The 11264-nt window shown below is 72.6% G+C and carries 13 protein-coding genes; 7 read left to right on the top strand and 6 right to left on the bottom strand.

All coding sequences use genetic code 11. The features are described from left to right. Positions 1-337 (bottom strand): Rieske (2Fe-2S) protein (locus CCN42_RS07320; RefSeq protein ID WP_086733908.1); only part of this gene is annotated, 337 nt, incomplete at its 3' end. Between the two features lie 170 nt (positions 338-507). Here CCN42_RS07320 and CCN42_RS07315 point away from each other — a divergent pair. Both CCN42_RS07315 and CCN42_RS07310 read left to right on the top strand, forming a co-directional pair. Next, positions 508-1395: a HipA family kinase gene (locus tag CCN42_RS07315; RefSeq protein WP_086733906.1), complete on the top strand. Its 888-nt coding sequence runs from the start codon at positions 508-510 to the stop codon at positions 1393-1395. Beyond that, entirely contained in the window at positions 1392-1691 is a 300-nt protein-coding gene (locus CCN42_RS07310; RefSeq protein ID WP_086733904.1) for an Rdx family protein, read from the top strand. Before CCN42_RS07315 ends, CCN42_RS07310 begins: the two co-directional genes overlap by 4 nt. Before the next feature lie 41 nt (positions 1692-1732). On the opposite strand, the gene aceB is transcribed toward CCN42_RS07310, so the two are convergent. Both aceB and CCN42_RS07300 read right to left on the bottom strand, forming a co-directional pair. After that, positions 1733-3358 (bottom strand): malate synthase A, encoded by a 1626-nt coding sequence (gene aceB / locus CCN42_RS07305; protein ID WP_086733902.1) that lies wholly within the window; start codon positions 3356-3358, stop codon positions 1733-1735. A gap of 184 nt (positions 3359-3542) precedes the next feature. After that, positions 3543-4142 (bottom strand): nucleotidyltransferase family protein, encoded by a 600-nt coding sequence (locus CCN42_RS07300; protein ID WP_086733900.1) that lies wholly within the window; start codon positions 4140-4142, stop codon positions 3543-3545. Between the two features lie 187 nt (positions 4143-4329). Here CCN42_RS07300 and CCN42_RS07295 point away from each other — a divergent pair, with 187 nt between their 5' ends. After that, entirely contained in the window at positions 4330-4647 is a 318-nt protein-coding gene (locus CCN42_RS07295; protein ID WP_086733898.1) for a DUF5955 family protein, read from the top strand. A gap of 72 nt (positions 4648-4719) precedes the next feature. Here the strand turns inward: CCN42_RS07295 and CCN42_RS07290 are convergent, their stop codons facing one another. Then, on the bottom strand, positions 4720-5520 hold the full coding sequence (locus CCN42_RS07290) for an IclR family transcriptional regulator (protein WP_086173407.1): 801 nt from the start codon (positions 5518-5520) through the stop codon (positions 4720-4722). Between the two features lie 280 nt (positions 5521-5800). On the opposite strand from CCN42_RS07290, the gene allB reads away from it, so the two are divergent. Both allB and alc read left to right on the top strand, forming a co-directional pair. Further along, positions 5801-7138: an allantoinase AllB gene (allB, locus tag CCN42_RS07285; protein WP_086733896.1), complete on the top strand. Its 1338-nt coding sequence runs from the start codon at positions 5801-5803 to the stop codon at positions 7136-7138. A 53-nt stretch (positions 7139-7191) separates the two neighbouring features. Continuing rightward, positions 7192-8307 carry an allantoicase gene (gene alc / locus CCN42_RS07280; protein ID WP_086733894.1) on the top strand — a complete coding sequence of 372 codons (1116 nt, stop codon included), beginning with the start codon at positions 7192-7194 and terminating at the stop codon, positions 8305-8307. A gap of 201 nt (positions 8308-8508) precedes the next feature. Here the strand turns inward: alc and CCN42_RS07275 are convergent, their stop codons facing one another. Beyond that, positions 8509-9264 carry an SDR family NAD(P)-dependent oxidoreductase gene (locus CCN42_RS07275; protein ID WP_245877184.1) on the bottom strand — a complete coding sequence of 252 codons (756 nt, stop codon included), beginning with the start codon at positions 9262-9264 and terminating at the stop codon, positions 8509-8511. A 102-nt stretch (positions 9265-9366) separates the two neighbouring features. Between CCN42_RS07275 and CCN42_RS07270 the strand changes: the two genes are divergently transcribed. Then, on the top strand, positions 9367-10182 hold the full coding sequence (locus tag CCN42_RS07270) for an AIM24 family protein (RefSeq protein ID WP_086733892.1): 816 nt from the start codon (positions 9367-9369) through the stop codon (positions 10180-10182). 72 nt (positions 10183-10254) lie between these two features. Beyond that, positions 10255-10881, top strand: coding sequence for a dihydrofolate reductase family protein (locus tag CCN42_RS07265; protein WP_086733890.1), 627 nt, complete (start codon positions 10255-10257; stop codon positions 10879-10881). Between the two features lie 10 nt (positions 10882-10891). Here CCN42_RS07265 and CCN42_RS07260 read toward each other — a convergent pair. Continuing rightward, positions 10892-11264, bottom strand: a 373-nt coding sequence (locus CCN42_RS07260; RefSeq protein ID WP_143661869.1) for a DUF4097 family beta strand repeat-containing protein, incomplete at its 5' end; no start/stop codon positions are given.

Genomic DNA, 11264 nt, shown 5'->3' with positions numbered 1-11264 from the left:
CGCTGCCGTCGGAGGCCGAGAAGTGGCTGTCGTGGCAGGGGCAGATGATCAGCCCGTCCCGGACGTCCTTCACCGCGCAGCCCTGGTGGGTGCACTTCGACGAGAAGGCCTTGTACTCGCCCGCCGTCGGCTGGGTGACCACCACGCCCTCGTCGGCGAAGACCTTGCCGCCGCCCTCGGGGACCTCCGAGACCGGTCCGAGCACGGTGCCCGACGAGGCGCCGCCGTCGTCCGAACCGCAGCCGGCGAGCGCGACGGCGAGCCCCGCCGCTCCGGCCGCCGCCATGACGGTACGGCGGGCCGGGCCCGGCCCGGGATGAAGCGATTCCGTGGGCATCCTGTGGTTCCTTCCGCTGACTTCATGTCCGGTCGGCCTGTGCCGTGACGTCCAGCAGTACGGTCACGGCGCGGGTTCGGTTCAGCCGCCACGCGGTTCTTCACCCGATCGGGACGCGGGCTGCCCCGGGCCGCGGCCGGACCCCCCGAACGCCCCAGTAACCTGGGGCGATGCTCAAGGAAGTCACCGCGACCCGCTACATCACACCGCTGCGTGAGGGCGGCTCGCTGCCGGGACTCGTCGAGGCCGACGACTTCGGGACCTACGTCATCAAGTTCAGGGGAGCCGGGCAGGGGCGCAAGACCCTCGTGGCGGAAGTGGTCTGCGGGGAACTCGCCCGCCGGCTCGGCTTCCGCACCCCCCGGCTGGTCACCGTCGACCTCGATCCCGACCTCGGGCTGGGCGAGCCCGACCAGCAGGTGCAGGAGCTGCTGAAGTCCAGCGGCGGGACCAACCTCGGCATGGACTTCCTCTCCGGCGCCCTCGGCTTCGACCCGCTCGCCTTCCCGGTGAGCCCCGAGGAGGCCGGGCGGATCGTCTGGTTCGACGCCCTGGTCAACAACGTGGACCGGTCGTGGCGCAACCCCAACCTGCTGATGTGGCGGGGTGCGCCGTGGCTGATCGACCACGGCGCCGCGCTCGTCTTCCACCACCGCTGGGGCACCACCGACCCGGCCAAGGCCTACGACTTCCGGCACCACGCCCTCGGCCACTACGGCCCGGACGTGCGCGCGGCCGACGCCGAGCTGCGGCCGAAGGTGACCGAGGAGCTGCTGCGGGCGATCACGGCCGAGGTGCCGGACGCCTGGCTGGCCGACGAGCCCGGATTCGGCACGCCCGAGGAGGTGCGCCGGGCCTACGTGGAGTTCCTGCACGCGCGCGTGCGGGCGTCCGAGGCCTGGCTGCCCACCGATTTCCCCAGCCGTGCGGAGCTGGCCGCGGAGAACGCGCGCCGCGCGGCGAAGACGCAGCAGGGCCGCCCGGACTGGCTCAAGCGGGTCCCCGACCTGCACGGCAAGCCGGCGGCGGAACAGGATTGGTCGGTGCACCTGGGATGACGACATCCGACACCACGTCCGGGACCCGGCGTGTCACGATCGAGTACTGCACCCAGTGCCGCTGGCTGCCGCGCGCGGCCTGGCTGGCGCAGGAGCTGCTGACCACGTTCGAGGCCGAGCTGGACGAGCTGGCCCTCAGGCCCGGCACGGGCGGGGTGTTCGTCGTCCGGGTCGGCGAGGAGGTGGTCTGGGACCGCCGCGCGCAGGGCTTCCCCGAGCCGACGGCGGTCAAGCGGGCCGTACGCGACCGAGTGGCCCCGGGGAGGACCCTGGGCCACTCGGAGCGCACTTCCTAGGTCGTGTCCGCAAAGNNTTTGCGGACACGGCCTAGCCGCGCTCAGCCCTGGAGCCGCTCGTACGCGGGCAGGGTGAGGAAGTCCGCGTAGTCCTCGTCGAGGGAGACCTCCAGGAGCAGGTCGTGGGCCTGCTGCCAGTGGCCGGCCGCGAAGGCCTCCTCGCCGATCTCCGCGCGGATGTCCGCCAGTTCCTCGGCGGCGACCTTGCGGGCCAGCTCGGCGGTGACCTGCTCACCGTTGTCGAGGACGACGCCCGCGTTGATCCACTGCCAGATCTGCGAGCGGGAGATCTCGGCGGTGGCCGCGTCCTCCATCAGGTTGAAGATGGCGACCGCGCCGAGGCCGCGCAGCCAGGCCTCGATGTACCGGATGCCGACCTGCACGGCGTTGACCAGGCCGTGGTAGCTGGGCTTGGCGTCGAGGGAGTCGATCGCGATCAGGTCCTCCGCCTTCACGTCGACGTCCTCGCGCAGGCGGTCCTTCTGGTTGGGCCTGTCGCCGAGGACCTTGTCGAAGGACTCCATGGCGATCGGCACCAGGTCGGGGTGGGCGACCCAGGAGCCGTCGAAGCCGTCGTTCGCCTCGCGGTCCTTGTCGGCGCGGACCTTCTCGAAGGCGGTCTTGTTGACCTCGGGGTCCTTGCGGGACGGGATGAACGCGGCCATGCCGCCGATCGCGTGCGCTCCGCGCTTGTGGCAGGTGCGCACGAGGAGTTCGGTGTACGCCCGCATGAACGGGGCGGTCATCGTGACGGCGTTGCGGTCCGGCAGGACGAACCGCTCGCCGCCGTCCCGGAAGTTCTTGACGATGGAGAACAGGTAGTCCCAGCGGCCCGCGTTCAGCCCGGAGGCGTGGTCGCGCAGCTCGTAGAGGATCTCCTCCATCTCGTACGCCGCCGTGATCGTCTCGATGAGGACGGTCGCGCGGACGGTGCCCTGCGGGATGCCGACGTAGTCCTGCGCGAAGACGAACACGTCGTTCCAGAGGCGGGCCTCCAGGTGCGACTCGGTCTTCGGGAGGTAGAAGTACGGCCCCTTGCCGAGGTCGAGCAGGCGCTGGGCGTTGTGGAAGAAGTACAGGCCGAAGTCGACGAGGGCGCCGGGGACCGGGCGGCCGTCGGTGTCGACGAGGTGACGCTCGGTCAGGTGCCAGCCGCGCGGGCGCATGACGACCGTCGCCAGCTCCTCGTTCGGGCGCAGGGCGTACGACTTGCCGGTGCGCTCGTCCGTGAAGTCGATGTTCCGGGTGTAGGCGTCGATCAGGTTGCGCTGGCCGAGGACGACGTTCTCCCAGGTGGGGGCGGAGGCGTCCTCGAAGTCCGCGAGCCAGACCCGGGCGCCCGAGTTGAGCGCGTTGATGGTCATCTTGCGGTCGGTGGGGCCGGTGATCTCGACGCGGCGGTCGTTCAGCGCGGCCGGAGCGGGGGCCACCTTCCAGGAGTCGTCCGCGCGGATCGCGGCCGTCTCCGGCAGGAAGTCGAGCGTGGAGGTGCGGGCGATCTCGGCGCGGCGCTCGGCCCGGCGGGCGAGGAGTTCGTCACGGCGCGGCGTGAAACGCCGGTGCAGCTCGGCCACGAAGGCGAGCGCCGCGTCGGTGAGGACCTCGTCCTGACGGGGCAGGGGCTCGGCGTCGACGATGGCCAGCGGGGACGGCGCTGGTGTGGACATGAGCTGTCACTTCCTTCAGCGGTGGCACCGGGTGCCAAGAGGCACGTAGGGGAGATATCGCACCCGCTGTGCGGTCGGGTGCTTCTGGTCAGTGGATGTTAGTTTCCTCATTGTGGAACTTCAATGGTTTGTTGATGTCGAGATTCTCTGAGTCGAGGCACCATGGCGCTCGGTGCCACCCCGCTCACTCAAGGTGGACCAGGTCGGCCTCCGTGTCGATGTCGTACGCCCGGGCGATGTCACCGCACTCCACCAGTCGGATCTCCCCGGCGTGTCCCCGCAGGTAGGCGCGGGCGCCCTGGTCGCCGGTCGCGGCCGCCGCGACGCCCGCCCAGTGCGCCGCCCCGAGGAGCACCGGATGCCCGCGCACCCCGTCGAAGGCCGCCGCCACCAGCGAGGTCTCGTCCGTGTACCCGGCCAGCACCCGGGCCACCGCCTCCGGTCCGATCCCGGGCTGGTCCACCAGTGACACCAGCGCCGCGCGCGCGGGCGTACCGGCGAGCGAGGCGAGCCCGGCCCGCAGCGAGCCGCCCATGCCCCGCTCCCACCCGGGGTTGTCCACGAGCACGCAGCCGGGCAGCTCGGCCCGCTCCCGCACGGCGTCGGCGCGCGCCCCCAGGACCACGTGGACGCGGGTGCAGCCGGCCGCGCGCAGCACCGCCACCGCGTGCTCGACGAGCGGCCGTCCCCGGTGTTCCAGCAGTGCCTTGGGGCGCCCGCCGAGCCGCCGGCCGCCGCCCGCCGCGAGCAGAACACCCGCCACCTGGTCGGTTGTGTCGGTCATGGGTCCTGCATACCGGACATGGGGTCGAGCGAGCGGTCTCGGCGGGCTGAATTTCCCTCCGCCCGGTGGCGCTCGCGCACGGGGTGGCGTTTACTGGCCCGCACATCTCCGGCGCCCGGCTCGTGACGGGGGCGCACAGGGGGAGTGAACGGGAGCCGGGCACAAGGAAGTGCCAGGGGGGAGAGCTGTGTTGCGGAGCTTGGGGCAGAGGCCGGTGACCGGCAGCGGCGAGGACCCGAGGGCGGCCGAACTGCGCGCCGCCGTGTCCCGGTTACGCCGGGAGCTGGCCGCGCATCCGGCCGAGTTCCCGGACCGGGCGGTCGCCGAGGACGAACTCGCCGCGCTCGCCGCGATGGCGGCCGGCGGCACCCCCGAGATCCCGCGGTTACGCCGCTCGCTGCTGCTCATCGCCGGAGCGATCGGCTCGGTCAGCGCGCTGGCGCGGGGACTCGCCGACGTACGGCACGCGGTGGAGCTGTTCGGCCCGCCGCCGCGGAACGGCTGACGAGAACGGCCGGCAGCACGACAGAGCAGCCCCCCGCCCGGACGGGCGGGGGGCTGCTCGCGTGTACGGGACTCAGGCGGTGCCCGAGCTGGCCAGCGCCGCCGACAGTTCCGTCGCGACCTGCTGGAGAGCCGGCACGATCCGTTCCGTCGCCGCCTCGGTGACCCGGCCGGCCGGGCCCGAGATGGAGATCGCGGCGGTGGTGGGGGAGTCCGGCACCTGCACCGCCAGGCAGCGGACTCCTATCTCCTGCTCGTTGTCGTCCACCGCGTACCCGAGCCGGCGCACGTCGTCCAGCGCCGCGAGGAAGCCCTCGGGGGTGGTGATGGTCTTGTCGGTGGCCGCGGGCATCCCGGTACGGGCGAGCAGGGCGCGCACCTCGTCGTCGGGGAAGCCCGCGAGCAGCGCCTTGCCGACGCCGGTGGAGTGCGGCAGGACCCGCCGGCCGACCTCGGTGAACATGCGCATCGAGTGCTTGGACGGCACCTGCGCCACGTAGACGATCTCGTCGCCGTCGAGCAGTGCCATGTTCGCCGTCTCGCCGGTCTCCTCGACCAGGCGGGCCAGGTAGGGGCGGGCCCAGGTGCCGAGCAGCCGGGAGGCCGACTCGCCGAGGCGGATCAGACGGGGGCCGAGCGCGTACCGGCGGTTGGGCTGCTGGCGGACGTAACCGCAGGCCACGAGGGTGCGCATCAGGCGGTGGATGGTGGGCAGCGGCAGGCCGCTGCTGGCGGAGAGTTCGCTGAGTCCCACCTCGCCGCCCGCGTCGGCCATGCGCTCCAGCAGGTCGAAGGCGCGCTCGAGGGACTGGACACCGCCGCCGCCGTTGGCGGTCTTGGCGGAGTCGGTGGTGCTGGCGCTGGACGTCGGCACGGCGCGTTCCTTTCGGGACTGGCAGGAGGTCAGAAGCCTACCCGGCGGCCGGTTGACTCCTCGCTTGTGCGTAGCTACGTTCTGCCTGCTGGAATTGTAATTCCGCTTTGTGGAAACCTCCAGAGCCGGGGTGTCGTGGGTGCACGGTGGAAGTGTGCCCCTTGACGGCACGGGACCGGAGGTGAAGACTCCGAGAGCGACTTCAACAGAGTGTTGAAATTCCGTACGCGGAAGCAACCCCGTGTCCCGGGAGCAACACGCGGAAGAGAGAGGGGTCCGGGTGTCCGAAACCGAACTGGTGCTGCGCTCGACGCGCGTCATCACGCCCGAGGGAACGCGCGCCGCCACGGTCGCGGTCGCCCGGGGCACGATCACGGCCGTACTGCCGTACGACGCCCCCGTACCGGAGGGCGCCCGCCTGGAGGACTTCGGCGACGACGTCCTGCTGCCCGGCCTGGTCGACACGCACGTACACGTCAACGACCCCGGCCGCACCGAGTGGGAGGGCTTCTGGACCGCCACCCGCGCGGCGGCCGCCGGCGGCATCACCACCCTCGTCGACATGCCGCTCAACTCCCTCCCGCCGACCACCACGGTCGACCACCTGCACGTCAAGCAGGACGTCGCCCGGCCCAAGGCGCACATCGACGTCGGCTTCTGGGGCGGCGCCCTGCCGGACAACGTCAAGGACCTGCACCCCCTGCACGAGGCAGGCGTGTTCGGCTTCAAGGCCTTCCTGTCGCCGTCCGGTGTGGACGAGTTCCCGCACCTCGACCAGGAGCAGCTGGCCCGCTCCCTCGCGGAGATCGCCGGATTCGGCGGCCTGCTGATCGTGCACGCCGAGGACCCGCACCACCTCGCCGCAGCCCCGCAGCAGGGCGGTCCCAAGTACGCCCACTTCCTCGCCAGCCGCCCGCGCGACGCCGAGGACACCGCGATCGCCGCCCTCGTCGCCCAGGCCAGGCGGCTCGACGCGCGCGTGCACATCCTCCACCTGTCCTCCGGCGACGCCCTGCCGCTGATCCGCGCGGCCCGTGCCGAAGGCGTCCGTGTGACCGTGGAGACCTGCCCCCACTACCTGACCCTGACCGCCGAGGAAGTCCCCGACGGCGCCAGCGAGTTCAAGTGCTGCCCGCCCATCCGCGAGGCCGCCAACCAGGACCTGCTGTGGCAGGCGCTCGCCGACGGCACCATCGACTGCGTGGTCACCGACCACTCCCCGTCCACCGCCGACCTCAAGACCGACGACTTCGCCACCGCGTGGGGCGGCATCTCCGGCCTCCAGCTCAGCCTCGCCGCCGTGTGGACCGCGGCCCGCGAGCGCGGCCACGGCCTGGCGGACGTCGTCCGCTGGATGTCCACCCGGACCTCCGAACTGGCCGGCCTGGACCGCAAGGGAGCCATCGAGGCCGGCCGCGACGCCGACTTCGCCGTCCTCGCCCCCGACGAGACCTTCACCGTCGACCCGGCCGCCCTCCAGCACCGCAACCGCGTCACGGCCTACGCCGGCCGCACCCTCAGCGGTGTCGTGAAGTCCACCTGGCTGCGCGGCACGCGGATCTACGCCGACGGCGAGTTCACCGACCCCCAGGGGCAGCTGCTCACCCGCACCCCCTGACACCCCCGCCCGCACCCGCAGCGGCCGACTCCCGAAAGGAAGAACTGATCACCGTGACGGCGATACCCAGCTTCACCGGCGACGCGAACCCCTACGGAGGCGGTGACCCGTACGCGGACTACCGCACCGCAGACTTCCCCTTCACCCAGTACGCCAACCTCGCCGACCGGCAGCTCGGCGCCGGTGTCATCGCCGCCAACGACGAGTTCTTCGCCCAGCGGGAGAACCTGCTGGTGCCCGAGCGGGCCGAGTTCGACCCCGAGCACTTCGGCCACAAGGGCAAGGTCATGGACGGCTGGGAGACCCGGCGCCGCCGCGGCGTCTCCGCCCACCACCCCTGGCCGGCCGCGGAGGACCACGACTGGGCGCTGGTCCGGCTCGGCGCGCCCGGCGTGATCCGCGGCATCGTCGTCGACACCGCCCACTTCCGCGGCAACTACCCGCAGTCCGTGTCGATCGAGGCCGCCTCGGTCGCGGGCTCCCCGTCCCCCGAGGAACTGCTCGCCGACGACGTGAAGTGGACGCCGCTGGTCCCCCGCACGGCGGTCGGCGGCCACGCGGCGAACGGCTTCGCCGTTTCCGTCGAGCAGCGCTTCACCCACCTCCGGGTCAACCAGCACCCCGACGGGGGCATCGCACGCCTGCGCGTGTACGGCGAGGTCGTCCCCGACCCCAAGTGGCTCGACGCGCTCGGCACCTTCGACGTCGTCGCCCTGGAGAACGGCGGCCAGGCCGAGGACGCCTCCAACCTCTTCTACTCGCCCGCCACCAACACCATCCAGCCGGGCCGCTCCCGCAAGATGGACGACGGCTGGGAGACCCGCCGCCGCCGCGACCAGGGCAACGACTGGATCCGCTACCGGCTCGTCGCCCAGTCGCAGATCCGCGCGGTCGAGATCGACACCGCGTACCTGAAGGGCAACAGCGCGGGCTGGGCCTCGGTGTCCGTCAGGGACGGGGAGGACGGCGAGTGGCGGGAGATCCTGCCCCGCACCCGCCTCCAGCCCGACACCAACCACCGTTTCGTCCTGGACGCGCCCGCGGTCGGCACCCACGCGCGGATCGACATCTTCCCGGACGGCGGCATCTCCCGCCTGCGCCTGTTCGGCTCCCTGACCGAGGAAGGCGCCCAGCGTCTCACGGCCCGCCACCAGGAACTCGGCGGCTGACCCACCGACCCGCGGGGCGCGTCGGCCGGACAGCACCGGCGCGCCCCGCGTTCCAACCGGCAAGGCCTGCGTCGGCGTGCCCGCCCGTCGCCGCCGTGGTCTTCTCCTCCAGGCGGACCGCGGGATGCTCCTCGTCAGGCGGGTGGCCGACCGCGGGGATGCGCCTCGTCAGGCGCGCGGCCGATCGCGGGATGCTCCTCGTCAGGCGGCGTGGCCGCCGTCCACCGAGAACTCCGCGCCGGTGACATAGGACGCGCCCGCCAGGTGGGCGACCGTCGAGGCGACCTCGTCGGCCGTGCCGAACCGGCCCAGCGCGGTCATCGCCGCCTGCCCGGCTGCGTACGGGCCGTCCGCCGGGTTCATGCCGGTGTCGACCGGACCCGGGTGGACGATGTTCGCGGTGATGCCGCGCGCGCCCAGCTCACGCGCCAGCGCCTTGGTCAGGCCGGTCAGGGCCGCCTTGCTCATCGCGTAGAGCGTCCCGCCGGGACCCGGCACCCGCTGGGTCATGCAGGTGCCGATCGTGACGATCCGGCCGCCGTCGGCCATCCGTGCGGCCGCCGCCTGGGAGGCCAGGAACACGCCGCGCACGTTCACCGCGAGGACCCGGTCGACATCGGCGAGCGTGATGCCCTCCAGCGGACCGAGCAGGCCGACGCCGACGTTGTTCACCAGCACGTCGAGGCCGCCGAGCGCCTCGGCCGCGCGGTCCACCGCCCCGGCCGCCTCCGCGGGGTCCCCGGAGTCGGCCCGCAGCGCCACCGCGCGGCGCCCCAGCACCTCCACGCCCCGGACGACCTCCTCGGCCGCCTCCTTGTCCCGCACGTAGGTGAGCGCCACATCCGCGCCCTCTTGGGCGAGCCGCAGCACGGTCGCCGCGCCGATGCCCCGGCTGCCGCCGGTCACGAGAGCCTTCTTGCCGTCGAGAGGTGCGTGCGTCTTCTTCATCGAGTTCATGCGTTCATTCCAGTCGTCCCGGCGCCGGAGCACCGGCGGCGATCGGACATCCACCTCGCACCCACGAGGAACTCCCGCGTCCGGCTCCCGCGTTCACCCCGTGTGACCCTTCAGCAAGAGATCGTCGGCAACGCCACGCAGCTGGCGGTCGTCAGCCTCCGGCCCGGTCAGAGCGTGTACGGCGAGGCGGGCACGTTCCTGTTCAAGACGCCGAACGTGACCGTGGAGACCCGGCCGGCCGGCCGCTCCGGCGGCGGCAGCGGCGGGCAGCGGTCACCGGGCGGCGGCGCCGGTGGCCTGCTGCGGCAGGCGATGGGCACATCCCCGCAGACCGGCCGGCGGGCGCCGACGGGCGAGCCGGCCGCCTTCCAGCACTTCACCGCCCAGGACGACGAGGGCACCGTCGGCTTCACGGGCGTCCTCCCGGGCGAGCTGCGCGCCCTGGAACTGGACGGCACGTGCGCCTGGTTCGCCGGGAGAAACGCCTTCGTGGCCGCCGAGTCCACCGTCGACCTCCGCATCGCCGTCCAGGGCGGGCGCACCGGCACGAAGGGCGACGACGGCTCGGTCCTGGGGAAGCTCACCGGCCACGGCACGGTGATCATCGCGGGCGCGGGCACCTTCATCGACCTCGACCCGGCCGACTTCGGCGGCCGTATCGACGTCGCCACAGGATGTGTGGTCGCCTTCGAGGAGAGCATCCGGTACGACGTGCGGCGCGTCGGCGGTCTGAACCGCCCAGGCCTGGTGAACACCGTCCTCGGCGGCGAGGGCCTGTCCCTGGCCACCCTGGAGGGCGGCGGCCGGGTCATCCTCCAGTCCCTCACCCTCGAAAGCCTGGCCGGCGCCCTGCGGAAGGCCCGGGGCGGCGACGATCAGGGCCCGGCGGGCGGAGTGTTCCCGACGCCCACCGGGTGAGCGATGAGTTGCGGGGCGCGGCGGGGTCTGCCCTGATGACAGCAGACCCGCGCACCACGAAAGGCACCCGCCATGGGCAAGCTCGTCTCCACCATCTTCGTCACCCTCGACGGCGTCTACCAGGCACCGGGCGGCCCCGAGGAGGACACCCGCGACGGCTTCCAGCAGGGCGGCTGGAGCTTCCCGTACGCCGACGACGACTTCGGCCGGTTCGTCACCGGCGTCTTCGACCGCGTCGGCGCCTTCCTCCTCGGCCGCTTCACGTACGACATCTTCGCCTCGTACTGGCCGAAGGTGACCGACCCGGACGACCCGATCGCCGGCCCGCTGAACCGGCTGCCGAAGTACGTCCCCTCCGCCACGCTCACCGATCCCGGATGGTCCGGCACCACCGTGCTCCGCGGCGACCTCGCCAAGGAGGTCACCGCCCTCAAGGAACGCACCGACGGCGAACTCCAGCTGCACGGCAGCGGCGCGCTGGCCCGGTCCCTCCTAGGCCTCGGCCTCGTCGACACCGTCCACCTGCTGACCTTCCCGGTCGTCCTCGGCGCCGGCCGCCGCTTCTTCGCCGACGGCATCGTCCCCACCGCCTTCCGGCGCACCGGCGGCAGCGTCACCGCGTCGGGCGTCTCCATCCAGTCGTACGACGTGGCGGGACGGCCCGAGTACGGCACCTTCGCCCTCCCGGAGGAAGACTGACCGCCGCGGGTCAGAGGCTGCGGGCGGTGATGTCGCCGTAGGCGGTGGTCGCGTGGATGCTCAGGGCGGGGGTGCCGTCGGTGTTCTTCAGTGCGTTGCTGATCCGGCCGTAGGCGGTTCCGGCGTCGAGGGAGGCGGACACGCCCCGGGCGGTGCCGACGGTGATGTCGCCGTGTTCGGTGCGCAGGGTGACCGTGCCGGTCACGGCCTCGGTGACGTGCAGGTCGCCCTTCTGGGTGCTGATCTCGGCCGGGCCGCCCAGGCGGCCGACGGAGACGTCGCCGGCGGCGAGGGTGAGGCGGGCGCCCGCGGTTTCGTCGAGCTTGACCGTGCCGTGCGCGGCCTCGAAGGCGATGTCCCCGAGGCGTCCGACGCCGCGCAGT

Origin of the sequence: Streptomyces glaucescens, from assembly GCF_002154375.1 — a bacterium.
Lineage (GTDB): Bacteria > Actinomycetota > Actinomycetes > Streptomycetales > Streptomycetaceae > Streptomyces > Streptomyces glaucescens.
This window is presented reverse-complemented; position numbering and strand designations above follow the sequence as displayed.

What these genes read in the sequence shown, in the direction of transcription:
- CCN42_RS07315 (WP_086733906.1), top strand. Translation starts at nt 508, where the DNA reads ATGCTCAAGGAAGTCACCGCGACCCGCTACATCACACCGCTGCGTGAG.
- CCN42_RS07310 (WP_086733904.1), top strand. Translation starts at nt 1,392, where the DNA reads ATGACGACATCCGACACCACGTCCGGGACCCGGCGTGTCACGATCGAG.
- aceB (WP_086733902.1), bottom strand. Translation starts at nt 3,358, where the DNA reads ATGTCCACACCAGCGCCGTCCCCGCTGGCCATCGTCGACGCCGAGCCC.
- CCN42_RS07300 (WP_086733900.1), bottom strand. Translation starts at nt 4,142, where the DNA reads ATGACCGACACAACCGACCAGGTGGCGGGTGTTCTGCTCGCGGCGGGC.
- CCN42_RS07275 (WP_245877184.1), bottom strand. Translation starts at nt 9,264, where the DNA reads ATGAACTCGATGAAGAAGACGCACGCACCTCTCGACGGCAAGAAGGCT.
- CCN42_RS07265 (WP_086733890.1), top strand. Translation starts at nt 10,255, where the DNA reads ATGGGCAAGCTCGTCTCCACCATCTTCGTCACCCTCGACGGCGTCTAC.